Below are 22,141 nucleotides of genomic sequence, written 5' to 3'. Positions count from 1 at the left end.
CCGAATCTAGAACGAATAAATCGCATGAAACCAACCTATTTATAGTTGGTTTATGCGGTTTTTTGTTGCTTCAAAAACGGAACCAGTTCAATTAAAAATACATATACTACAGGTAGCGTGCCATTTAAAGAGGGGGGTACTTGTTATGCCAGACTTCTGGCTATTGCTGAGTGGACAAATGACATGGAATTGGTATTTATTTATTGCATGCGCATGTACTTATTGTGTGTATATATGGTTTATTCATAACTATACAGCGTTAAAATGGCTCAGCTGTAAACCGATGCTGTTTCTAGTTAGCATGATTTTCTTGTATGCCATCGTCGGTAGCCCTTTAGCCGTCATCAGCCACCTATCCTTCAGCTTACATATGATTCAAATGAGCATCCTATACTTCCTCATTCCACCACTGCTTCTCCTTGGGATTCCCGAATCACTGTTCCAAAAACTAACAAGTAAGCGTTTTGTCAAAACAACTTCTCGCCTCAGAAACGTTCCGATCGCAAGCCTCTACCTGTTTGCGCTACTTTTTCTGCTTTATCATTTACCTTTCATGCTTACTGTTTTAGTAAAAATACCGATGCTTCAAAATGCGTATCTGTTTGTGCTATTCATTCTTTCCTTCGGGATGTGGTGGCCGATGGTTTCGCCGGACCCCAAAAACCGTTTAGCTGCCAATCAAATGAAGCGGTACGCTATGAACAGTGGGTACATCCTTTTACCTGCTTGCCTATTATTCATACTGACTGCTTTTATCGATAGTGGCAATAATGCTTTATTCAACCAACTTACGGTCCATTTGTGCCTGCCACCAAGTCTCGGTTCCACCGATGTATTACCATCTCCATTCAATACGAAATACGACCAAGCACTTTCGGGTTTTTTCATGCTCGGGTTGCACAAGGTTAGTTTAGGGATGGTTATGAAATATGAGGGACAAATAGAAGCGAAAAGCCGCTATCCCGATTAACTCCGGACAGCAGCTTTTTTAGATTTTCTTCACAAATTCAGTTTTTAGTTGCATGGGGCCGAATCCATCAATTTTACAATCAATATCATGATCGCCATCCACCAATTTAATGTTTTTCACTTTCGTTCCCATTTTGACAACATTGGAGCTGCCTTTCACTTTCAAATCTTTAATGACCGTAATGGTGTCTCCGTCTTGCAAGACGTTTCCGTTTGCATCACGGTACACTTTCTCCTCCTGCGCCTCCTGTTCGGATTCAGCTGTCCATTCGTATGCACATTCAGGGCAAACAAACAGATTTCCATCTTCGTATGTGTATTCTGAATTACATTTAGGACAATTTGGCAATGTACTCATCATCTGATTCCTCCATCCGGTATATTCCTCTCTACTATATCAAACAAATCGAATAAGCCAAGTGGTGGTAGAGAATATGGATTAATTGTTTATCGTAGCAGGCCTGTTGATTAGCTATTTTTTACAAGTATACTTCTTCGAACCCGTTGGCTTGCGTTCCGGCGCACGCTTTCCGCGGGGCACGGGTGAGCCTCCTCGTCCGCTTTGCTCCCTGCGGGGTCTCACCATTCGTGCTATTCCCCCGCAGGAGTCGGCGCCTGCACTCCAGCCAACTAGCTTGTGCTGACAACTTATTTTCCTCTCAACTTAAAAAATGCTCATCAGGATTGGAGCAAAAGGCGGCGAAAGCTGTCACGAAGAACAGCTTTTGCGAGTAAAAGCGTAGCGTTAGGAGCAACGGTTCACCGAGGCTGCCTTAAGTTCTGTAAAATGCACAGAATTTAAGTCAAAGCTCACCCTGCGCAGTTGGCTTGGCTGAAGTCGTGCCCGGGGAACGCGCCGTCTGGAGCGGAAATCCGGTGTTTATCGAGGATTAAGGGAAATTGGATATTATTATATCTCACAAATTGGTTAACCAACTCGCCTGTTATCGTAGAATCGTTACTCTAAGGTGTGAAAGTAAAGAAAAGTGAATCAATTTGAATGAACCGTGAAACTTTGGTATATTATAAGCAATATGGAATCTAAGAAGTGGCCAAGTAGATGGAAATTGTGAAACAGAAAGTATAGCGAATGTTGAGAGCTATACCACCGCTTTTCATTGAACCCTACCACGGAGATGTTATGCAAACATAACCGAGTCGTTTTCGTTACTAAACGTCCGAGGGCTTATGAACGTTATAAGCTGAACGAAGGTGGTACCACGTCTATCCAGCACAAAGACGTCCTTATTTGAGGGACAGCTTTGTGCTTTTTATTATGTCTAGGGAGGAAAATAGTATGAGCAATCAGCAAAACGATTTTTCAAAATGGTATATCGATACGATCCAAAAGGCAGATTTGATGGATTACACGCCAGTGCGTGGGTGTATCGCATTTAAACCGGATGGCTTTGAAATTTGGGAGCACATCCAAGAAGAGATGAATAAGCGCTTTAAAGAAACGGGCCACCGTAATGCGTATTTCCCAATGTTAATTCCTGAGTCATTCTTCCAAAAGGAGAAGGATCATATTGAAGGGTTTTCTCCTGAACTACCATGGGTAACGGAAGCTGCGGGCGAGCAGTTGGAAGAGCGTTTGGCGCTACGTCCTACATCTGAAACGATGATCGGTCATTTGTATTCGGATTGGATTAAAAGCTACCGCGATTTGCCAGTGTTAATTAACCAATGGGCGAACGTTTTCCGGTGGGAGAAGAAAACATTGCCGTTCATCCGTACATCCGAATTCTTATGGCAAGAAGGTCATACAGCACATGCGGATGAAGAAGAAGCACGTACAGAAACAATGCAAATGTTGAATATTTATAAAGAAGTGGTTGAAGAATTGCTTGCGATTCCTGTCTATGACGGTCAAAAAACGCCATCAGAACGCTTTGCCGGTGCGGTTGACACGTATTCAATCGAAGCGATGATGAAGGACGGAAAAGCGGTACAAGCAGGAACGTCCCACTATTTAGGTACGAAATTCGCGGAAGCGTTCGACATCAAGTATTTGACGAAGGAAAACCGTCATGAATTTGTCCATACGACATCTTGGGGCACGTCCACGCGTCTTATCGGTTCTGTCATTATGGTACATGGTGATGAGCAAGGGCTCGTATTACCACCACGTATTGCACCAACACAAGTCGTGTTAATCCCAGTAGGACCATGGAAGAAAAATCCTGCCATCATGGAGAAACTCGACGCAATCTTTGCGGAGTTAAAAGCGAAAGGTATCCGCGTCCGTTTGGATGATTCCGATCAATCGCCAGGTTACAAATTCAACGAGTGGGAACTAAAAGGCGTTCCTGTTCGTATTGAGCTTGGACCACGTGACTTGGAAAACAACCAAGCACTTATGAAAGCACGAGATGAAGGCGAGAAAGTAGCAGTTGAATTGTCTCAAGTTGTTGAAAGTGTAGAAAAGGAATTACAAACGATGCAAACGCGTTTGCTTGAAAAGGCACGCGCATTCCGCTCGGAGCATTCCCACACACATATCGACACATTGGACGAGTTGACAAAGCATATTGCGGACTCAGTAGACAAAGGCGAAATCCCTGGATGGATCCTTGCAGGCTGGTGTGGAGACGACGCGTGCGAAGAGCACGTGAAGGAAGAAACGAAATTTACAACACGTAACATCCCATTCAATCCACCAGCAGAAAAGTCGACATGCATTAATTGTGGCAAAGACGCTAAGCATACAGTGTGGTTCGCGAGAGCTTATTAATAAAAAGCTTAGTGAATTAGGCAGTTCCACATTGAAGTGCATGGAATATACCATATACCCCCCTGTTCAGTTTTCCGACTGAATGGGGGATTTTTTTATTCTGTTTTTGGGAGTGCATGTTGTTGGGGTGATGTAGTACGAAGGTCATGAAATGGCAATAACTTTCACTATACGATTGATAAGTCGACGTATCCAATCGATAACTTCTCGTATCCAATCGAATAAATTGTGAACTCGATCGATAAAAAGAACCCACCATGATGAAAAACCTTTAGTTGATCAAGGGCATGCAGCGCAAAGAAAGATATGAGCATAATAAATGGGTCATACATTATAATTCTACCAACTTTACCATACTAAATGATAATAGTTCCCATGTTTCTTTAATTTGCCACAAAGTTGTTTCAATCTTAAAACATATAGAAAAATGCATAGAAAAAGAATGAAGTACAGGGTAGGGTTAAAGTATAGAAAAGGAGGTATTAGAAATGAGAAAAACTTCAACACTCGTTCTAGGATTCCTATTAGTAGTGGCATTTTCAATGGTTGGCATGATGGCAAATCAATTAAAAGCCAACAAAGAAGAGGCGAACAAAAAAGAAGAAACAACTGTAGAAACACCAACACAAGTAGCGGGCATTGTACATAATCCTCCATCTTTGGATGATGTACCGGACGGCCCATTAGGAGAAGCCATTTTACGTGGTTATGAACTAACAAATGACACATCGAACGTTTTGAGAAGCGAAGCACCAACTGCCGCAGATGGTGAGGCACGTGTTAATGAATTATCATGTACTAGCTGTCACGCAGGAGCAGGTATGGAAGAGGAAGTATCATCACTCGTCGGGATGGCATCTGTATATCCCATGTACATCGGACGTTCAGGACAAATTGTTACTTTGGAAGAGCGGATTAATGGATGTATGGTCAGAAGTATGAATGGCCAAAAGTTTGCGGACGACGATGAAGATTTAGATGCAATGGTCGCATATTTAACGTATATTTCTGAAGGGATTCCTGTCGGTGCAGACCTTCCATGGCGACACCAAAGTAACATGGAAGACGTCCCGGTACCTAGCGTTGCGGATGGTGAAAAGCTTTATCAGCAATCCTGTATCGCTTGTCACGCAGCGGATGGGGCAGGTACAGGCTCTAATACAGGTCCAGCGTTATGGGGGGATGGTTCATTCAATGACGGCGCAGGCATTTCAAGAATGTCCAAAATGGCAGGTTACATTCAACATAATATGCCGATCGGGGCAGCAGGTACTTTGACAGACCAAGAGGCAAGTGATTTGGCGGCATTCATCCTGTCACATGATCGCCCGGAATGGAAAAATCATGACAAAGACTGGCCAGCTGGCGGAAGACCAACTGATATCATTGATAAAGAGCGTCGTGAGCAAATCCAAAACGGTACAATTGATTGGAATGAAGTGCTCGGCAAAAACTGAGTCATAGCATAATAAAACCGCGTGAAACGAAGGATGTTCACGCGGTTTTTTCATTAGCTCAAGCTTTGTTCCATTACCCGTAAAATTTCTTCACTAGAAATGGCACGCTCCCCGCCACCTTGGACAAACGATTCATTTCCGCCTCCTTTACCATTCATTAATGGCAAAGCCGCAGCCGATACTTGTTTCATATTCGCTTCACAAGAAGAGCCACGAGCTGCAACAAATTGTAATTTATCTTCATTCACAGCGACGAGCAACACAACGACCTCACTATCCAAGCCGACAAGAAGGCGCGCTAGTTTTTGTAGCTCTTGTATCGATCGATTCTCAAATGTACCTTTCACAATTGCATCATGCTGACAGGCCAATAAATCTTTCGCTTCAAATGTCAACAATGCTTCTTTGGCGTCTTCAAGCGATTTCTCCAACAGTTGCTGTGAAGATAGTAACTTCTCAATCGCCATACTAACACCGGTTTCCGGGGCACTTAATAATTTTGAAGCTGTTGAAAGTTCTTCATGTTTACGATGAAGCTCATGTAGTACGCGTTCACCACATACAAAATGTACACGAACTTTCCGTTTCTGCTTTTCCGTAGAAAGGATTTTCAACATTCCAACTTCACCTGTTGAGCGGGGATGCGTTCCCCCACAACCGTTATAATCAAAGTCTGGAATGATGACAAGACGAATCTCGTCGGTTACAGCGACTTGTTTACGTAGAGGGTAATGCACCAATTCATCCTCCGTCACCCACTTCGTTTCAATAGGTCGATTTTCAAGAATGATCGAATTGGCCAATTTTTCAGCCGCTGCCAATTGATCTACTGAAATTGACTCCACGTCTAAATCAATCGAAACGAGCTCCTTCCCTAAATGAAAACTTACCGTCTGGAAGCCAAAAAGCTCAACAAACGCTGCCGTCAAAATGTGTTGGCCAGCATGCTGTTGCATATGGTCAAAGCGGCGCGGCCAATCAATTTCCCCTGTCACTTCTGGTGAACCTAGATAGTGCTCATCAAGAAAATGCCGAATTTCGCCGTCAACTTCCTCCACATCTATAACCGTAATCCCTTCAAGGGTCCCCGTATCATGCGGCTGTCCTCCACCGGTCGGATAAAATGCAGTATTATCAAGAACAACATAGGGACGCCTGTTTTCATCCTCACCACTATGTACAATGCATGCACGAAACGACTTTTGATACGCATCTTCATAATAAAATCGATTTTTTAACATAGAAACGTCTCCCTTAGAATGTGTAAATAGCAGTGTCCATCTACAAAATAATGATAGTTTAATGCTTCACGTAGTGTAAGTGTACATGAAATAAAAAAAGCTTCCCACTATTTCAGTGAGAAGCTCCGTTCATTTTTTTGCAAAAAAGTCACAATCCGTTCCATCAACAGATCATATTTGTCCTTCCATAACGACTTCATCGCAATCGTTAAAAATAGAAGTGACACTAGAAGAATACTAGATACAATCGTCGTCAGTTTAAAAAACAACATCTCGTTCAGTCCACCAATTGCGATGGAAATTGCAATACTACCAAGTAACATAATTGACACGATAGGCAGTAGCTGGATGAATAAATCATAATTTCTCTTTTTCATAAATTGAATAATGAAAGGCGATATAAAGCCAATCAAGAGTATATACAGTACAATAATTAGCGTATCTAAAACGACCAAGAATTTATCCACTTTCAAGCCCCCTTGCTAATCTACTTTTACAATCTATACCCGATATCCACGCAAAATATTCATAGACAAAAAGAAAAAGAAAAGGCCCGAGCAATGAAGAGGGATTAGCATCCTACAAACGAAGCATAATTCCTCAGAACACCGTATAACCGTTCATAAAACCCTAGTTTGTCAAAGGCATTCAGCGCGACAGCAACTCCACCAACAAAAAATCCCCGCGATCATAAGTGTTCAAACGTGGCAAACTTCTCCTTAACGGTTCATATTCCACGCAAACGCGGCAAAACTCCGCAGAACGCGGCAAACTTGCCCAAAACAACTCATACTTCTTGAAAACGCCGCATAACCGTTCATAAAACCCTTGTTTGTCAAAGGCATTCAGCGCGATAGCAACCCCACCAACAAAAAATCCCCGCGATCATAAGTGTTCAAACGCGGCAAACTTCTCCTTTACGGCTCATACTCCACGCAAACGCGGCCAACTTGCCCAAAACAACTCATACTTCTTGAAAACGCCGCATAACCGTTCATAAAACCCTAGTTTGTAAAAGTCATTCAGCGCGACAGCAACTCCACCAACAAAAAATCCCCGCGATCATAAGTGTTCAAACGCGGCAAACTTCTCCTTAACGGCTCATAATACAAGCAATCACGGCAAAATTCCTCAGAACGCGGCATATCCGCTCCAAACGCGGCATAATTCCCCAGAACGCCGCATAACCCCAAAAAAAAGGATGAACAAAAAAGTTCATCCTCTCCCATCAATTATTTATTCAACAATCTCAAAGCTCTCTAGCATATGCGTAAATCTCGCGCCGTGCCCCTCGGCCGCTTCAAGAAAATACTTTTGCGTAATGACAAAGCTTCCGTCCTTCCCGTTACTAGTCACGTAAACATCGATCACTTTCCCATCCCATGTCGATTCAGTGAGGCCATGTAGCCAAAAACCTTCAACTGGCTCCGTCACCGTTTCGATCGGTCGCAATTCAGGAAAGTCCTTTTTCAATGCTTCCTCAATTTCCTTTACCAACAAATCCGGTTTTTTAGATGCGACCTGCTTAATCTCCATACTGACTTCAGGATAATTTTCAGGAAGGGGCTCAATCGTAGTAATGACATCCGCTTCTTCTCCATTGATCATCTTATAACGTGATTCATCCACGTATATAACATATTCAGAATTGGCGCCTTCATTTAACGTAACGTTGGTCGCCTCATCTTTCCCCTCAAGACTTTGAATAATCTCCTTTTCCGGAACAAACATATCTTTTACACTCTTGATAAGGGCTAGGCCAGTGTCCGTTTGCAGAGTGAACGCAATAATCACTGCCGCTGCAGCGACAATAACGGCGGAAATCAATCCTTTTCGTTTTTTCACTTTATGCTTCCTCCCTTTAAATAGCTCTTCATCCAAATGACTCCAAATGTCTTCTTGCAATTCATTCACAACATCATCTGTCTGCTTGTATAATGCCTTCTTCACATGCTCCTCAAAGTTACTCACCCGGATTCGCCTCCCTTTCAAACGGCTCCAATTGAACCTTCAGCCGTTTTCTTGCTTTAAATAATCGCGACTTGACGGTGTTTTGATTCAACCCTAAAATGTCCGCAATCTCTTTTTCGGAAAATCCTTTAATATATTTTAGGATGATTGGTATACGATGCCCATCATCTAAAGCTTGAATCACATCATAAAGATCCGCCAAATGGTCGAATGAAGCTTCTGCCAATGCTGCATTGTTCGCTAAATCAGAGGGTGAAATGTTCACCAATGAAGATTCTTTTTTCATTAACCGTAGGCATTCATTTGTCAGTATTCGGTAAAACCAAGGGTCAAAGGGTAAATTTGTATCGTAACTGTCAATTTGCCGGAAAACACGGATAAACGTTTCTTGCACCGCATCTTTTGCTGATTCTCGGTTGCGGGTAATTGCGGAGGCGGTGCGGATTGCGTTGCTTGCATACGCCTCATAAAATTGACGGAAAGCAAGTTGATTTCCGAAACGTATTTGTTTGACCCACGTATTGTCCTTCACGCGGCGCACTCCTTTCACTGCCAACGAATTTTGTTGTCTTCACTATATATACCCTTCGAATGTTTAAAAAGTTTTCAGCACAAAAAAAGATTTCACAAGAGCCAAAGCGGTTCTGTGAAATCTAAGTCGTTATAATTTCTTTAGTGCAATTTTACGATTTGCGAAGCTAGGCAACGTCATGCCGACTAAAATAATGGCGATGCCGACAAGTTGCAAGATGGTCAAATGTTCTTGCAATAAAAGCACAGAAGCTGTGACAGCTACCGGTAGTTCAATTGCACTCAAAATGGAAGCAGCCCCTGCCCCCACTTTCGGAATGCCGATTGAAAACAGTAAAATGGGCAAGATGATACCAAAGACACCTAAAATCAGTCCGTATATCCACAATCCATCGACCAATGTGCCATCAAACAAAATCTTCGGCTCTTGGAAAAATGTGATAGCAATTGCAGCAAAAAAAGACATGAACAGTAGCCGTGTTTGCATATCCATCCCTTCAACAGGACGTGAATTAGACATTAAAAAAGCAGAAAAACTCACTGCTGCAGCCATCCCCCAAGCCCAACCTTGCCAAGGAATGCCACTTAGGTCTGCATCAATGACTCCGGCCGCTAAAAGGGTTCCTCCGAACAAAAAGACCAATGCAATAACTTCAATCCGCTTAGGTAATCGCCGACGCGCGATACAGTCGAAGAGCATCCCAATCCATGTGAATTGAAAAAGCATGACCACGGCAAGAGAAGCAGGCATGTAACTAATTGCTTTACCGTAAACAGTTCCAGTCAAGGCGGTGAATAAACCAGCGATGACAAGCGTAAAACCGCCCCCAAACTTTGGGAGTTTTCGATGTGTCACAACGAAAATGATTACTGCTAATACAAATCCAATATAGTATTGGCTAGTCACTGCCTGGGCAGCTGTATAGCCATCACGGATAGCCAATTTAATGATCGTCGATAGAATACCATAACTGCTCGCACCAATAATGACGAACAATGGATACATCCAAAATTTCATGTATGCTCCTCCAGTCCACGAAATAGTATAGCACGGACTGAATGGAATAAGCATTGAAAAATCTTTTAGTTGTTCTATACAAACTAGAACAACGGGTGTTATACTATTTATAGAACAAACAAAAGAAAGGGTGTAAGTGGTATGGAAGAGTTAGCAAATATCCCGTGGAAGCTTATCGCGCCGGTGCTTGTACTGCAGTTCATCTTAATGGTAATAGCCTTAATTGACCTCATCAAAAATCAGCGGACAAAAGACTCATTCATTATGTGGTTATTCATTATTTTACTTCTCAATCTAATCGGTCCTATTTTGTATTTCATCTTCGGGAGGCGTCAAGAATGACTCAACTTCTTCACGTGCAACAACTTACTAAGGTGTTTGGCAATCATCGAGTGGTAGACAGAATTTCATTTGAATTAGCAGAGGGAACTTCCACCGCGTTAATTGGACCAAATGGGGCAGGCAAAACGACGACATTGTCCATGTTGGCAGGGTTAGTGACACCTACAGAAGGAACGGTATTGTTTCATAATGAACAAAAGAAGGATTTGCGCTCATCTATCGGTTTTTTGCCGCAATATCCAAAGTTTTTCCCATGGCTGACGGCTTTGGAATTCACGGAGATGGCCGCTCGTTTAAGTGGGGTAGAAACGAAACAAGCACGATTAGAGGCGCAGAAGACACTTGAATTTGTTGGACTTAGCGACGCATTAAAAAAGCGAGTGGGCACTTTTTCAGGTGGTATGAAACAACGTTTAGGATTAGCGCAAGCAATCGTACACAAACCTGAACTTTTACTGTTGGATGAACCAGTATCAGCGCTTGACCCAGTAGGGCGTCGGCAAGTCATGAATTTGCTGAAAGAATTGCAGCAACAAACGACAATTTTATACTCAACGCACATTTTAAATGATGCAGAAGAAATGACGGACCAGCTTTTATTTTTACGAAAAGGTGTGCTAGTGGAAAATGGTTCCCTCACAGACGTTAGTAAAAAATATGCGAATCCTCGTATTCTTATTGAGTTTGAATTAGATACGGAATTCAAAAGGTTCGTCGCACTTGCGCCATGGAAGGCAACGAGTGAACGTCAACGTGTTTCAATCGATCCAATAACGGAAGAAACGAATATGTCAGAAGTGCTAGCGTTCTTGCATACCCATTCTTGCATCGTTCGAAAAGTTGAACTGCAAACCGCGAGCTTAGAAGAAATCTTTATGAAAGTGGTGGTCGAAGGATGAGAAATCTGGGGGTTTTATTGCAAAAAGAATGGCGGGAAAACGTCCGTAATTATAAGCTATTTTGGATACCTGTCGTGTTCATCATCTTCGGGATTATCGAACCAGTCACAAACCACTTTCTTCCGCAAATTATGAAAAGTATCGGGAATATGCCTGAGGGGACGGAATTCGTGTGGCCGGAACTTCGAGGTGAAGATATATTTGTATCTTTAATGGGGCAATACCAGATGATCGGAATGCTTATTCTCATTCTTGCGTTTATGGGGTCTATCGCTAGTGAACGAAAAAATGGGACGGCTACGTTGCTTTATGTACGACCGATGGATTTTGGAAGCTATTTTCTCAGCAAATGGATAGTTGTCAACGCCATTATGCTGGGAAGTATGTGGGCGGGTTTCCTAGCTGCTTGGTATTACATCGACATTTTATTCAACCCAGTTGATGTAGGGGAAGTCATGCAGTTTGCCGGCACATATAGTTTGTGGGTTGTTTTTGCGGTCACAGTCGTCCTTGCGTTAAGTGCATGGCTTTCCACAGGAGGTGTAGCGGGCGTTTCCATTTTGGTGTTAATCGTTTTACCGGTAATTGATTCTTTCGTTGGTATGTATTGGACGATTTCACCTTTGAAACTAGCGACGTACGCATCATATGCTTTTCAAGATGCGCTAGTGGAGACTTCAGCGGTTTGGCTGAGTATCGGATTAACTGTTGGGTTAATTATCGGGTTACTCCTGATTGGGATTTTTTTCGCCAAGCGCAATGCTGCGAAGACGACTGTGTAAAGAAGATCTCTTGGGGGGATGCCGCGTTCCGGGCGGTTATGCGGCGATTTGCTGGAATATGCTGAGTTCTGTGGGTTTATGCGGCGATTTGCAGGAACATGCTGAGTTCCGTGGGGTTATGCGGCGTTTTGCTGGAATATGCTGAGTTCTAAGAGGTTATGCTGCGTTCGGGGGAACTATGCGGCTTTCCCAAGAAATATGCCGCGTTTAAGAAAAGTATGTGGTGTTCTAAAGCTTCAGAGTAAAATGGATACTGGATTCCCAATCAGCATGAACCCGCGTGGAGTTCCTGTAGGCGGAAGTTGTCTTTCGCGCAGAATGCTTTTACCAAACAAAAGGTTTTGATTTAGTGCTTTACAAGTAATCGAGAGCGTTCATGAGTATGCATGCTGTTTTCGTTCAGACTTTTAATCTCGTCCAGTATAAAACCGCGTGAAAGCAAGGTGTATGGAGCCATTGCTTCGCGCGGTTCTTTGTGGTTGCTAACAGGTGTAATTGGTTTTACTCAGTTGAAAATTTTTCTTCACTTGAGGAGGAGTCTTTCGTATCCCGTGGTCGATTTTCCTCTTCCTCTTCCATCCGCACATCTTCTAGTGGGATGGAGTCGACGGTTTGCATATCTTCATGCATATCGTAAATACTTTCCTTGTCTGTTGGCAGGTTTTCAGGATTGTCCATGAACGAACCTTCTGCATCTTTTCTGTCGTTTTCCGTGAAATTCCGTTTTTTGTTCATGTGTGACACGTCCTTTCTTGTTACGCTTTTTTCTACTATTCACGTTTTAATGTGAGATGAAACATGCAGGTGTTTTTGATTGAAAATTGGGTAAAGTATACTAAAAGTCAAGAAGAATAGGAGCGTTTTGCCAAATGACGAAAAAGCATGTGGGAACATTTAATGGAGTAGATGAGGCGGTAATAAAAATCTCGGGATTACAAGCTGAAGGATATCGAGATGAACAAATTTCAGCGGAAGTGAGTTCGGAAAATGTCGCGTCTGCATTAGAAAAACGCACTTCAATAGTAGTCGATAAAATGACGGATCCACATCAAGAAGATCGAGCAGTATCGCTTTTCATTGAAGCTGAAGAAGAGGAAAGGGATAGTAGTGCTGAATTGACTGAAAGTGGAGAAGTTCTTTCCAGTGAGGATCATAACGAACCAAGGGATGCCAACTCTGAATTGATGCCAAGAATTAATACAACAAACCTTTAAAAGGAGTAAGGGACAGTCCTCGTCACAGGGGGTATGACGAGGACTGTCCCTACCAATGAAAATGCATTATCGTCGGCTATGATGATCATCCAAATGTTCTTTGAATTCACCGACTTCTTGTTGGGCTTCACCTTTCAGTTTGTCCATTTTTCCATCAGCTTGCATTTTTGCATTATCGGTTGCATTTCCAAATTGATCTTTTGCTTCGCCTTTGACTTTATTGACTGCGCCCTTCGCTTTTTCAGAGTATCCATTGTCTCTCATGTTAACATCCTCCTTAAATCGTTGTAGTTATTGGATACCCCACAGAAAAATTTACTAAACGCAGCAAGTTAGCAAATTGTTTTTCTAGTTGTCATGAGGGGAAAGTACTTAATAGAGTTCGTAATTTTGCGGACAAACTCATCTTTCTCGGCTAGGGCGAGTTGGATATAATGGTAATGTAGCGATATGTTTTGGAGGAGATGGCATGATTCGAAAAGGACGTTTTGCAATTTGGAATGGGAAGGAATATCCCATTGTTTCAAGAGATCGCAAATACTTTCTACAATCAGAAAATCTTGAGGATGCGCAGCAAGGTTTTATCAGCTTAGAGCAGGAAGGTGTACTCTTTAAAGAAGTTGCAATCCAAGAATTGGAGGATGCATACGAAATTTTCCCTTATGCGATGCTTTCAGGCTACCGCTTTGCGATGGAAAGCTATAACGAGCAAAATGGAATGATCACGCTCGTTACGAATAATCCGTATGCAATTAAAAAAGTCGATGTCAGTCCACATGGCAAAGATGAATACCAGATACAGATTCCGTTTGAACAAATTACGGTTTTAGAAGACCGAATACCGATACTTGGATTTGAAGAATGAAGGAAGGGAGCGAGGAACTCTCTTCCTTTTTTCCTGCTCGCAAGCAGGTGAAGCGGTGCAAGTTGTCGTTAAGATCCTTGTTTCAACAATTGTAGGACAGATTGAGCTTGTTGCATATGCAACGAGAGGACGTATTGGCTCGCTTGCATAAGCACATTCGCTTTTGTCAGTGCCATCATTTCTTTTGCGATATCGACATCTCGTATGCGTGATTCTGCTGCAGTCAAGTTTTCTTCCATCGTCAATGCGTTGTTATAAGCATGTTCTAGACGATTGATGTAGGCGCCTATTCTAGAACGTTCGGAGGAAACCTGTTTAATGGCATCGTCTACAAAAGAAATCGCTTCATTCGCTTGTTCTTGTGTGGCAATTGAAGCGTCTTTCAGTGCAAGCGCGTCGATCCCCATATTCCCGATTGTAAATTCTATGGATTGTCCAGCGTTCGCTCCTGCTTGTGTTTTGAATGAAGACTGAGAGCCATCGAGCAACGGTTTTGTATTGAATTCGGTATCTTTCGAAATACGTTGAACTTCTTTTTTTAACTCTTGGAATTCGAGTTCAAGTTGTTCACGGTCGACATCTGTCATCGTACCATTAGCAGCTTGAACACTTAACTCACGCATGCGTTGCAAGATTGCATGGGTTTCGTTCAACGCACCTTCTGCAGTTTGAAACATTGAAATACTATCTTGAATATTACGTTGCGCTACTTGAAGACCACGGATCTGAGCACGCATCTTTTCCGATATTGCTAAACCAGCCGGGTCGTCTGCTGCGCGATTTATGCGTTTCCCTGAAGAGAGTCTTTCCATAGATAGAGCAATTTGGCTTTGATGCATGTTCATATTCCGAACGATGTTCAATCCCATTGCATTCCATTTGCCGAGCATACCTGTTCCCCCTAAACAGTCATTATAGTTAGTATCGGACTAATATGGAGAATGTTAACAATTATGTGCTACTATTCAGGTTTATTGTTAATTTTGTACAAACTATCGTCTGTTTGTGAAGGTGTCCCACGGCCATCCGTATTATTGGAGATGAAAAATAAAGAATCTCCGTCTGAGTATACGTCACGAATACGTCCATAGCCTTCAATCGTATCTACTATTTTCATATTTTCAGGATCAATAACCAATATTGCTTCTCCACGAAGTGCAGCTACATATAACAACCCCTTATGAAATGTCATTCCCGAAGGTGCCCAAGTTTCATTGTTTCCTGATGTAAGTAAAGGGGCTTCCGTCCCCGTCAATGTTTCCTGTCCTTCGACGAGTGGCCATCCATAATTCCCACCTTGAATAATCCTGTTCAATTCATCATTTGCAGATGGTCCGTGTTCTGAAGAATAAAGGTTTCCTTTCTCATCCCACGCAAGTCCTTGAGGATTCCGATGACCTAAGCTAAATATCGTGAAGGTTCCATCCGCTTCGAGTTTTAAGATTTTTCCATTAAAACTTGTTGGATTCTGTGCTTTGTTAGGAACAGATCCATCACCAATCGTTGCATAGAGCACGCCTTCCGGTGATAATGCCAACCGACCACCATGGTGGAATGAGCCGGATTCAACCGCATCCAATAGGATAGCTTTTTCGTGCCATGCATTGTTATCGTACGTGAGCGTCACAATTCGATTAAAGGGCTTACCGTTTTCGTCATACGTATAAAATGCATAAGCAGACTTGGATTGACTGAAATCGTCTTGAAGCACAAATCCTAGTAAACCTGCTTCAGCTGCATTGGATAACGATTTTGAAAGACGGACGCGTTGACGTTCTTTCGTTCCGTCTTGTTTGATTTTCACAATCGTTCCGTTGCGTTCTGTTATGAAGAAGTTCTCACCGTCTGATGCAATCGCCCAAGGTATTTCTAAGTTGTTTGCAATTTTTTCAATGCTTCTATCGTTCTCATCAAGTTCTTTCGATGAACAACCTGCTAAGACAACTATTACAAGTATCCATACAAATCTTTTCATTGATAACCGTCCTCTCAACAAATATTCAAGAAATGTGCCGGGTCTACAGAATTCAAATTCAACGAGTATGAAAACCAGGGAGAAACGGACATGCTAGAAATGACTACATCGAAGGAGGAAGGAAGATTGTCGAGGAAGCATACCCATTTTTATCGATGAATCTCCTCATACCGACTGTTATACAAATCGTTTAGGCGGGTCAGAAAATGAAAGCACGATTATTTGTATAGGAAGGGAGGCATACTAAATGAGCTTGGCAAGTATTGGAGTACCTGGTTTAATCATCATTTTAGTCATTGTCTTAATACTGTTTGGACCTAGAAAATTACCGGAGGTCGGTTCGGCAGTTGGTAAGACATTGGCAGAGTTTAAGAAATCGGCTCGTGACATCATTGACGATGAAGAAGGCAAGAAGGAAGAGCCGAAGAAAACCGATATTGCTTGAAGGTGATGAAATGGTAGCGCATGATGAAGAAAAGGAACCGTCCGCAACTGTCGATGGACAAAATGCAGCGGCAAAGATGACAAGCAAGGAAACTGATTCGACACCGCTAATCTCTTCAAATCAAAGTGGCGATGGAGGAGAAGAGGATCCAACGCTCGTCGATCATCTGACGGATTTGCGTAAACAACTGATTAAGAGTACGGTGACATTTGTCGTCTTTTTTATCTTAGTTTTTTCGACAATAAATTTATGGTTTCCAGTTGTTACGAGAGGTCACGAGCTCATTGTGCTTGGTCCGTTAGAAGTTGTTACGTTCTATATGTCTCTCTCGCTGGCCTTGTCGTTCGGCTTATCGCTCCCCTTCATTTGCCATTATCTTTGGCAATTTGCAAAGCCGGGTTTACTAGAGAAGGAAAGCCAATTCATCGGGTTGTACTCGCCAATTATGCTCTTGTTGTTCATAGGGGGATTGGCCTTTGGGTATTTTGTTGTTAACCCATTAAGTTATCGCTTTCTCGTATCCATAGGAGCGATGAATTTTACCGTCATGGTGTCCGCACAAGAGTACGCTAAATTTTTGCTGATGACGACGATGCCGATAGGTTTACTATTTGAATTGCCGATTGTCGCAATGTTTCTATCCGCAATTGGTTTACTGACAGGAGATACATTAAAAAAAGTACGAAAATGGTCGTATATCTCACTCGCAATCATTTCCGCACTTATTACGCCTCCTGATTTCATTAGCCAACTCATCGTGCTTATCCCGATGGTTTTGCTCTACGAAGCGAGTATACTAATTGTGGTCTATATGGAAAAACGAAAAAACAACGGGGCTGTACAGAAAGTCAGTGAAAACTGATTGACTGTGTCAGCCTTTTTTAGATTGACGCCCCATAATCTGTTGCTCTCGAGGTGATGGGTTGTATTAGTGGATGGGGATTAAAAGATCGACTTGTTCTTCCGCAGCCTGCTCGTCTAAGTGGAAGCGTTCAAGGTGGAAGGCATCACTTCCTTTTGGAGTATACCCATTATCCTTTATCCACTGAAAAATCTTGTCATAGCCATTTACAATCGTTTTGTTTGTACAAGTTGTTTTGGCATATTGCATCGTTGGAATGGTAAAGCCAATCATCTCTTCAGGAATGACTTCCAATGTCGTCACTTCAAGGCAAGCAAAATAGGTCGTCACAATTCCGTTTCCTACATATGGAGAACATAAAACTTGTCGATCCACATAATTCTCTACTTCGAGCATTCTCTTTTCAAATTGTTGTTGTACTTTCATGGCAGCTTCAGGAAAGCCGGATGGAAACGGGGCAGTCGTACTTATTCCGACAAATTTGAATTCCTTTGTTACAATCTCACATTCTTCTTTAGCATGTACGTGACTCATTTCGTTTTTCCAACCCTTTCAAATCTTTTTTAAAACTTACTTACGTTAATTCGACAGCTTGTATGAAAATTCCTTTCACAAAGGGCTGTTTCTTTAGAAGATTTTTAAATATCCTTCTACTGAGGGTGGAGAGTGCTATAATGAACCTATTAAATTGTCTGACGACTGGATGTGGGAACATGCAACAGGAAGGGTACACACCAAAAGATATTCAGTTTTGGAAAATTGTTTTTGGATTAGGAATGGCGTCTGTATTTATATTTGCGGCGATGTATTCCATGCAGCCGTTGCTACCTTTATTTACAAAGCAGTTTGGGATATCTGTATCCTATGCGAGTACAGCGATGTCGATAACGACAATCGGTCTTATTGTTGGTTTGGTGGTTCTTGGCTTTTTCTCCGATCGAAATGGAAGAAGGCTTTACATACAGTTATCACTGATAGGATCCGTCATCCCTTTCTTCATAATCCCTTTAACAGATTCTTTTTTTGTCATTATCCTGTTCCGCTCCCTCCAAGGATTTGCTTTAGCAGGTGTTCCTGCGGCTGCCCTTGCGTATATGAGTGAGGAAATACATGTACGATATATTAGCATTGCAACTGCAACGTATATTTCTTTTAATAGTTTGGGGGGCATGATTGGTCGTTTTTTGACAGGTTTTGTCGCTGAACAATATACGTGGCAGACATCGTTATACATACTCGCTATATTTGGTGCTGTCCTCTGGGGGATTCTGCTGTTTGTATTGCCAAAATCCAAGAAGTTTGTCCCGAGTGCCAATGGAATGAAGAAGGATATCGAAGGATTCATGTTCCACTTGAAAAATCCTTCGTTGCTGCTCGTTTTTGGGTTAGGGGTTGTGCTCCAATTAGCATTCACAGGTGTATGGACGTTTTTGCCGTTTCATCTCATGGAGCCGCCTTATTCACTATCACTAGACACCATTTCATATATGTATTTAGCGTATGGGTTTGGAGTAGTTGGTGCACCGCTTGCAGGTTGGTTGGCGGGCAAGTATGGGCTTAGAAATGTACGATTAGTCGGTGTCATTCTGTTATCAACGGGCATTGCAATGACTTTGTTTGCCCCGCTTGAATTGATTGTTATCGGCTTATGTATCATTTGCCTTGGATTTTTCACAGCGCATTCATTGACAGCAGCTTCTGTCAGCAAAGAAGCGACACATCATAAGGGGAGCGCGTCCAGTTTGTATCTCGTCTCCTATTACATCGGTGTAGCAATGGGAAGTACGTTGCTTAGTCCACTTTTTGAAGCGGGAGGATGGAGTGTTCTTATTGCGTTCACAGCAATCTTACCAGTCGTATATGTCAGTATTATTCGGTTTAATAAAAGAAAGAAAGCGCATGGAGTGCGTTGATTTGTAGGAAGGAGTGAGGAATTGACGAGCGCATTATTCGGGCTATCTATACTATCCACCGCCCTCATTGTACTTTGTTTTTATTTCACCTTGACGTTTTTTCAGCATATAAAGTCGGGTGATGAACGGCTTGCTCAACAGTCGAAAGTTGCTGCGGTTATTTTACTTGCTGCAAGCTTGTTACTGCCTGCCTTCGTTGCATTTTAATAAACAAACCGCATGGAGCCAAATCTTTGATTCCATGCGGTTTCTTCATTTGATTTTACTGAAAGGTTTCCGGAATGCTATGGAGGTCAATGCCCCATACAGCCGGGAGTAAGAAATAGATGGCAGTAGTTACTAACAGAACGCCGATAATATTGAGCACCAAACCGGCTTTTGCCATATCCGGAATGCGTAAATAGCCGGAGCCGAATACAACGGCGTTTGGCGGCGTTGCAACCGGTAACATGAATGCACAAGATGCAGCAACCCCTGCCGCAATCATTAATGCGTATGGGTGAAAACCGAGTGCAACAGCGAGTGCAGCCATAATTGGGTACATCATGGATGCCGTCGCAGTGTTCGATGTAATTTCCGTTAAGAAGATGACGAGTGTCGCGACAATTAAAATGACGACGAGAATATGAACGCCTTGCAATCCAGATAATTGAGAGCCGATCCATACCGATAATTCCGAACTGACGAAACCAGCAGCAATTGCTAGTCCTCCACCAAATAACAATAAGATGCCCCACGGTAATTTGACTGCGGTGTTCCAGTCAAGCAGGTGGTCGCCCTTCTTGTTTACGGATGGAACAATGAAAAGCAAAATGGCAAAAACCATTGCAATGACACCGTCACTAATCCCGTCGATGAACTTAGACAGAAGGAACGTTCTCGAAATCCAGGCGAAAGCGGCCAAGATGAAAATAATAAGAACCAGTATCTCTTCAGCAGATGCGCTACCTAACTTCTTCTTTTCATTGTCAATGACTGCACGCCCACCAGGTAACGTTTTCAATTTGGAAGGATACGCAAACTTCACAAGATAAAACCACGTGATAAATATGAAGGTCCATGCGAGAGGCACGCCAAACAGCATCCATTTTGCAAAGGATAATTCTATGCCATACAATTTATCAATCGCTCCAGCGAGTAAAGTATTTGGCGGCGTACCGATTAATGTTGCCACACCTCCAAGCGATGCGGAGTAGGCAATTCCAAGCATGAGTGCTTTACCAAAACCGAAATTTTCTTTCGACGTATCAACGGAAGGGTCATCACGTAAAGCATCAGAAATTTGATAGATAATGGCAAGTCCAATCGGTACCATCATCATGGCCGTTGCTGTATTGGAAATCCACATCGATAAAAACCCTGTAGCCACCATGAATCCGAGAACAATACGGTCCATATTCGTACCGATTGCAGAAATAATCGTTAACGCAATCCGTCGGTGTAAATTCCATTTCTCCATTGCTAGCGCAATCATGAAACCACCCATGAATAAGAAAATCGTTTCGTCTCCGTAAGCAGATGCAGTCGCCTTCACGTCCAACCCACCTGAAAGTGGGAATAATACGAGCGGCAACAGTGATGTAACGGGGATTGGAATGGCTTCAGTAATCCACCAAGTCGCAATCCACATTGTACTTGCTAAAATAGCGACGCCTTCTGGAGATAGCCCTTCTGGTTTGAAAAACAATAACGTTATGAAAAATAATAGCGGTCCTACAATGAGACCAACCAATTGTGCTGGAGAATAGCTTCGTGGATCTTTGCCGCCACCGGCATTTCCTACACCAACCGCCTGTCCACCCCCTCCCCCTGAAGCAACTTCAGACGAATTTGGCTGAAAGAAAAACCGAAATAAACCTTTTGCTTGGTCATGCATGTCCCATAAACGGTTCCAAGTAGACGACAACACTTTAAATTCCTCCCTTTTGTTAGAGAATTTTAAATTCTGTTTTTAGTAAGTATACTAATCTATCATTGTCGAATCAAGCTGGAATTAGTAAAATGCTGTCGATTATAGGAGGTGGGAACCAATCGGTTGGTTGCTTAAAGACCCTTCTTCTCGTTTGGAAACAGAGGGCGTTCAAAAAATAGCAGGGGAAGCAATTGCAGTAGAAATTTATAATCCATCGTTGTTTGAGCATTTTCATCTAAAAGTGTTAATGTAGAATTAAAAGAAGATAAATCTTTCTTTTATTTCTCCACTTCATGTTTTTCTGTTCTTATGTCGTCTTTTAACCCTTCCGATATTTTGTGCTTACTTTATCTACCTCCAAAGAATATGAATTCAAACTCTCTGTCTTTGTCAAAAGACATATTAATTAAATGGCTTTCTTCTTTCTCAAGATCATAAATAAAGTAATTGATATCCACACCATCAGGGTGCATAGAAAAACTAGCTATATGCATAGGATATCCAGCTAGTTTAATAGGAAATGGAAGGTTGCTCTCTGGTACGCCAAAATCAATTTTATCATCCTTTAGATTAAACTCTACGTTGTATTCCTTTTTTAGCTCTTCGAACTTTCCATCCGAAATATAGCCCATAATATTTCTCGATTGGCGATCAGCAACCTGTAAGTAACTACTATATTCTGCAATATCCGTTTTGAGTTGTTCATTCTCTTCTTTCAACTCCTGGATTTCCTTTTCTTGATTTTCAATTTTATTCTCGTATTTTTTAACTGTTTGATTCAATTTATCATCATTCGAGCAACCGACTACAAACAACAAAATAAAAGCAAACGCCCATATTCTTTTCAAGTAAATCCAACCTTCCAATTTTATAATAATAGGGTGAATCTTCTTCTACCTGCTCTAGCGTAGGTAGACATTAGACGGCATGAAAGGATTGAAAGTTTCAACAATTCATTCTCCTACAAAAGATTTTTAAATGATGATCAAGTCATGATATGTTCTGGAAATT

At 42.2% G+C, this 22,141-nt stretch carries 26 protein-coding genes; 12 read left to right on the top strand and 14 right to left on the bottom strand.

Annotated elements, in window-relative coordinates; genetic code table 11:
• Positions 1 to 145 precede the first annotated feature (145 nt).
• The gene (locus QT711_RS15420) at positions 146 to 970 is read left to right on the top strand and encodes a cytochrome c oxidase assembly protein (RefSeq protein WP_317945709.1); all 825 of its coding nucleotides are present in this window, start codon (positions 146 to 148) and stop codon (positions 968 to 970) included.
• An 18-nt stretch (positions 971 to 988) separates the two neighbouring features.
• Here QT711_RS15420 and QT711_RS15415 read toward each other — a convergent pair whose 3' ends face one another.
• Positions 989 to 1,327 (bottom strand): zinc ribbon domain-containing protein YjdM, encoded by a 339-nt coding sequence (locus tag QT711_RS15415; RefSeq protein WP_317945707.1) that lies wholly within the window; start codon positions 1,325 to 1,327, stop codon positions 989 to 991.
• A 939-nt stretch (positions 1,328 to 2,266) separates the two neighbouring features.
• On the opposite strand from QT711_RS15415, the gene proS reads away from it, so the two are divergent.
• Positions 2,267 to 3,703: a proline--tRNA ligase gene (gene proS, locus QT711_RS15410; RefSeq protein ID WP_317945706.1), complete on the top strand. Its 1,437-nt coding sequence runs from the start codon at positions 2,267 to 2,269 to the stop codon at positions 3,701 to 3,703.
• Positions 3,704 to 3,870: 167 nt separating this feature from the next.
• Here the strand turns inward: proS and QT711_RS15405 are convergent, their stop codons facing one another.
• Positions 3,871 to 4,035, bottom strand: a complete 165-nt coding sequence (locus QT711_RS15405; RefSeq protein WP_317945705.1) for a hypothetical protein — start codon at positions 4,033 to 4,035, stop codon at positions 3,871 to 3,873.
• A gap of 156 nt (positions 4,036 to 4,191) precedes the next feature.
• Here QT711_RS15405 and QT711_RS15400 point away from each other — a divergent pair, with 156 nt between their 5' ends.
• A complete protein-coding gene (locus tag QT711_RS15400; protein ID WP_317945704.1) occupies positions 4,192 to 5,160 on the top strand; it encodes a c-type cytochrome in 969 nt (322 codons plus the stop codon).
• 53 nt (positions 5,161 to 5,213) lie between these two features.
• On the opposite strand, the gene QT711_RS15395 is transcribed toward QT711_RS15400, so the two are convergent.
• From QT711_RS15395 to QT711_RS15375, 5 genes are all read right to left on the bottom strand, one after another.
• Complete coding sequence (locus QT711_RS15395) at positions 5,214 to 6,401, bottom strand: alanyl-tRNA editing protein (protein ID WP_317945702.1); 1,188 nt, start codon at positions 6,399 to 6,401, stop codon at positions 5,214 to 5,216.
• 107 nt (positions 6,402 to 6,508) lie between these two features.
• On the bottom strand, positions 6,509 to 6,868 hold the full coding sequence (locus tag QT711_RS15390; RefSeq protein ID WP_317945701.1) for a hypothetical protein: 360 nt from the start codon (positions 6,866 to 6,868) through the stop codon (positions 6,509 to 6,511).
• A gap of 769 nt (positions 6,869 to 7,637) precedes the next feature.
• Complete coding sequence (locus tag QT711_RS15385) at positions 7,638 to 8,372, bottom strand: hypothetical protein (protein ID WP_317945699.1); 735 nt, start codon at positions 8,370 to 8,372, stop codon at positions 7,638 to 7,640.
• Entirely contained in the window at positions 8,365 to 8,904 is a 540-nt protein-coding gene (locus tag QT711_RS15380; RefSeq protein ID WP_317945697.1) for an RNA polymerase sigma factor, read from the bottom strand. The genes QT711_RS15385 and QT711_RS15380 overlap by 8 nt, the downstream gene beginning before the upstream one ends.
• Positions 8,905 to 9,033: 129 nt before the next feature.
• A complete protein-coding gene (locus QT711_RS15375) occupies positions 9,034 to 9,921 on the bottom strand; it encodes an EamA family transporter (RefSeq protein ID WP_317945695.1) in 888 nt (295 codons plus the stop codon).
• A 141-nt stretch (positions 9,922 to 10,062) separates the two neighbouring features.
• Between QT711_RS15375 and QT711_RS15370 the strand changes: the two genes are divergently transcribed.
• Genes QT711_RS15370 through QT711_RS15360 form a run of 3 tightly spaced genes read left to right on the top strand, consistent with a single transcriptional unit; the run spans position 10,063 to position 11,944 of the window.
• Positions 10,063 to 10,263 (top strand): PLDc N-terminal domain-containing protein, encoded by a 201-nt coding sequence (locus tag QT711_RS15370; protein WP_317945693.1) that lies wholly within the window; start codon positions 10,063 to 10,065, stop codon positions 10,261 to 10,263.
• Positions 10,260 to 11,162, top strand: a complete 903-nt coding sequence (locus tag QT711_RS15365) for an ABC transporter ATP-binding protein (protein WP_317945692.1) — start codon at positions 10,260 to 10,262, stop codon at positions 11,160 to 11,162. Before QT711_RS15370 ends, QT711_RS15365 begins: the two co-directional genes overlap by 4 nt.
• The gene (locus QT711_RS15360; protein ID WP_317945691.1) at positions 11,159 to 11,944 is read left to right on the top strand and encodes an ABC transporter permease; all 786 of its coding nucleotides are present in this window, start codon (positions 11,159 to 11,161) and stop codon (positions 11,942 to 11,944) included. The genes QT711_RS15365 and QT711_RS15360 overlap by 4 nt, the downstream gene beginning before the upstream one ends.
• Before the next feature lie 501 nt (positions 11,945 to 12,445).
• Here the strand turns inward: QT711_RS15360 and QT711_RS15355 are convergent.
• Positions 12,446 to 12,679 carry a hypothetical protein gene (locus QT711_RS15355; protein ID WP_317945689.1) on the bottom strand — a complete coding sequence of 78 codons (234 nt, stop codon included), beginning with the start codon at positions 12,677 to 12,679 and terminating at the stop codon, positions 12,446 to 12,448.
• 134 nt (positions 12,680 to 12,813) lie between these two features.
• Here QT711_RS15355 and QT711_RS15350 point away from each other — a divergent pair, with 134 nt between their 5' ends.
• Positions 12,814 to 13,158: a hypothetical protein gene (locus QT711_RS15350; RefSeq protein WP_317945687.1), complete on the top strand. Its 345-nt coding sequence runs from the start codon at positions 12,814 to 12,816 to the stop codon at positions 13,156 to 13,158.
• A gap of 66 nt (positions 13,159 to 13,224) precedes the next feature.
• On the opposite strand, the gene QT711_RS15345 is transcribed toward QT711_RS15350, so the two are convergent.
• Positions 13,225 to 13,422: a CsbD family protein gene (locus QT711_RS15345; protein ID WP_317945686.1), complete on the bottom strand. Its 198-nt coding sequence runs from the start codon at positions 13,420 to 13,422 to the stop codon at positions 13,225 to 13,227.
• A 205-nt stretch (positions 13,423 to 13,627) separates the two neighbouring features.
• Here QT711_RS15345 and QT711_RS15340 point away from each other — a divergent pair, with 205 nt between their 5' ends.
• Complete coding sequence (locus QT711_RS15340) at positions 13,628 to 14,023, top strand: hypothetical protein (RefSeq protein WP_317945685.1); 396 nt, start codon at positions 13,628 to 13,630, stop codon at positions 14,021 to 14,023.
• A gap of 68 nt (positions 14,024 to 14,091) precedes the next feature.
• On the opposite strand, the gene QT711_RS15335 is transcribed toward QT711_RS15340, so the two are convergent.
• Together QT711_RS15335 and QT711_RS15330 are read right to left on the bottom strand one after the other, a co-directional pair.
• Positions 14,092 to 14,913, bottom strand: a complete 822-nt coding sequence (locus tag QT711_RS15335) for a flagellin N-terminal helical domain-containing protein (RefSeq protein WP_317945684.1) — start codon at positions 14,911 to 14,913, stop codon at positions 14,092 to 14,094.
• 71 nt (positions 14,914 to 14,984) lie between these two features.
• Entirely contained in the window at positions 14,985 to 15,998 is a 1,014-nt protein-coding gene (locus tag QT711_RS15330; protein WP_317945683.1) for a PQQ-dependent sugar dehydrogenase, read from the bottom strand.
• A 247-nt stretch (positions 15,999 to 16,245) separates the two neighbouring features.
• Here QT711_RS15330 and tatA point away from each other — a divergent pair, with 247 nt between their 5' ends.
• A complete protein-coding gene (gene tatA, locus QT711_RS15325) occupies positions 16,246 to 16,443 on the top strand; it encodes a twin-arginine translocase TatA/TatE family subunit (protein WP_317945682.1) in 198 nt (65 codons plus the stop codon).
• Positions 16,397 to 17,305 carry a twin-arginine translocase subunit TatC gene (tatC, locus tag QT711_RS15320; RefSeq protein ID WP_398296241.1) on the top strand — a complete coding sequence of 303 codons (909 nt, stop codon included), beginning with the start codon at positions 16,397 to 16,399 and terminating at the stop codon, positions 17,303 to 17,305. Before tatA ends, tatC begins: the two co-directional genes overlap by 47 nt.
• A 66-nt stretch (positions 17,306 to 17,371) precedes the next feature.
• Here tatC and QT711_RS15315 read toward each other — a convergent pair whose 3' ends face one another.
• Positions 17,372 to 17,839, bottom strand: coding sequence for a GyrI-like domain-containing protein (locus QT711_RS15315; protein WP_317945679.1), 468 nt, complete (start codon positions 17,837 to 17,839; stop codon positions 17,372 to 17,374).
• A 140-nt stretch (positions 17,840 to 17,979) separates the two neighbouring features.
• Here QT711_RS15315 and QT711_RS15310 point away from each other — a divergent pair, with 140 nt between their 5' ends.
• Both QT711_RS15310 and QT711_RS15305 read left to right on the top strand, forming a co-directional pair.
• The gene (locus tag QT711_RS15310; protein ID WP_317945677.1) at positions 17,980 to 19,218 is read left to right on the top strand and encodes an MFS transporter; all 1,239 of its coding nucleotides are present in this window, start codon (positions 17,980 to 17,982) and stop codon (positions 19,216 to 19,218) included.
• A gap of 21 nt (positions 19,219 to 19,239) precedes the next feature.
• The gene (locus tag QT711_RS15305; RefSeq protein WP_317945675.1) at positions 19,240 to 19,425 is read left to right on the top strand and encodes a hypothetical protein; all 186 of its coding nucleotides are present in this window, start codon (positions 19,240 to 19,242) and stop codon (positions 19,423 to 19,425) included.
• 55 nt (positions 19,426 to 19,480) lie between these two features.
• Here QT711_RS15305 and QT711_RS15300 read toward each other — a convergent pair whose 3' ends face one another.
• Both QT711_RS15300 and QT711_RS15295 read right to left on the bottom strand, forming a co-directional pair.
• Positions 19,481 to 21,127 carry an SLC13 family permease gene (locus tag QT711_RS15300; protein WP_317945674.1) on the bottom strand — a complete coding sequence of 549 codons (1,647 nt, stop codon included), beginning with the start codon at positions 21,125 to 21,127 and terminating at the stop codon, positions 19,481 to 19,483.
• Between the two features lie 350 nt (positions 21,128 to 21,477).
• Positions 21,478 to 21,978 carry an FtsB family cell division protein gene (locus QT711_RS15295; RefSeq protein ID WP_317945672.1) on the bottom strand — a complete coding sequence of 167 codons (501 nt, stop codon included), beginning with the start codon at positions 21,976 to 21,978 and terminating at the stop codon, positions 21,478 to 21,480.
• Positions 21,979 to 22,141: the final 163 nt, after the last annotated feature.

This window comes from Sporosarcina saromensis (genome assembly GCF_033253735.1).
Taxonomy (GTDB): Bacteria; Bacillota; Bacilli; order Bacillales_A; family Planococcaceae; genus Sporosarcina; species Sporosarcina saromensis.
This window is presented reverse-complemented; position numbering and strand designations above follow the sequence as displayed.

Bases quoted from the DNA above. Each gene is read 5' to 3' on its own strand.
- QT711_RS15310 (WP_317945677.1), top strand. From the start codon at position 17,980: ATGAACCTATTAAATTGTCTGACGACTGGATGTGGGAACATGCAACAG.
- QT711_RS15330 (WP_317945683.1), bottom strand. From the start codon at position 15,998: ATGAAAAGATTTGTATGGATACTTGTAATAGTTGTCTTAGCAGGTTGT.
- QT711_RS15370 (WP_317945693.1), top strand. From the start codon at position 10,063: ATGGAAGAGTTAGCAAATATCCCGTGGAAGCTTATCGCGCCGGTGCTT.
- QT711_RS15345 (WP_317945686.1), bottom strand. From the start codon at position 13,422: ATGAGAGACAATGGATACTCTGAAAAAGCGAAGGGCGCAGTCAATAAA.
- QT711_RS15355 (WP_317945689.1), bottom strand. From the start codon at position 12,679: ATGAACAAAAAACGGAATTTCACGGAAAACGACAGAAAAGATGCAGAA.
- QT711_RS15365 (WP_317945692.1), top strand. From the start codon at position 10,260: ATGACTCAACTTCTTCACGTGCAACAACTTACTAAGGTGTTTGGCAAT.
- QT711_RS15400 (WP_317945704.1), top strand. From the start codon at position 4,192: ATGAGAAAAACTTCAACACTCGTTCTAGGATTCCTATTAGTAGTGGCA.
- QT711_RS15420 (WP_317945709.1), top strand. From the start codon at position 146: ATGCCAGACTTCTGGCTATTGCTGAGTGGACAAATGACATGGAATTGG.
- QT711_RS15340 (WP_317945685.1), top strand. From the start codon at position 13,628: ATGATTCGAAAAGGACGTTTTGCAATTTGGAATGGGAAGGAATATCCC.
- QT711_RS15375 (WP_317945695.1), bottom strand. From the start codon at position 9,921: ATGAAATTTTGGATGTATCCATTGTTCGTCATTATTGGTGCGAGCAGT.
- QT711_RS15350 (WP_317945687.1), top strand. From the start codon at position 12,814: ATGACGAAAAAGCATGTGGGAACATTTAATGGAGTAGATGAGGCGGTA.
- tatC (WP_398296241.1), top strand. From the start codon at position 16,397: ATGAAGAAGGCAAGAAGGAAGAGCCGAAGAAAACCGATATTGCTTGAA.
- QT711_RS15405 (WP_317945705.1), bottom strand. From the start codon at position 4,035: ATGTATGACCCATTTATTATGCTCATATCTTTCTTTGCGCTGCATGCC.
- QT711_RS15335 (WP_317945684.1), bottom strand. From the start codon at position 14,913: ATGCTCGGCAAATGGAATGCAATGGGATTGAACATCGTTCGGAATATG.
- proS (WP_317945706.1), top strand. From the start codon at position 2,267: ATGAGCAATCAGCAAAACGATTTTTCAAAATGGTATATCGATACGATC.
- QT711_RS15315 (WP_317945679.1), bottom strand. From the start codon at position 17,839: ATGAGTCACGTACATGCTAAAGAAGAATGTGAGATTGTAACAAAGGAA.
- QT711_RS15395 (WP_317945702.1), bottom strand. From the start codon at position 6,401: ATGTTAAAAAATCGATTTTATTATGAAGATGCGTATCAAAAGTCGTTT.
- QT711_RS15415 (WP_317945707.1), bottom strand. From the start codon at position 1,327: ATGAGTACATTGCCAAATTGTCCTAAATGTAATTCAGAATACACATAC.
- QT711_RS15360 (WP_317945691.1), top strand. From the start codon at position 11,159: ATGAGAAATCTGGGGGTTTTATTGCAAAAAGAATGGCGGGAAAACGTC.
- tatA (WP_317945682.1), top strand. From the start codon at position 16,246: ATGAGCTTGGCAAGTATTGGAGTACCTGGTTTAATCATCATTTTAGTC.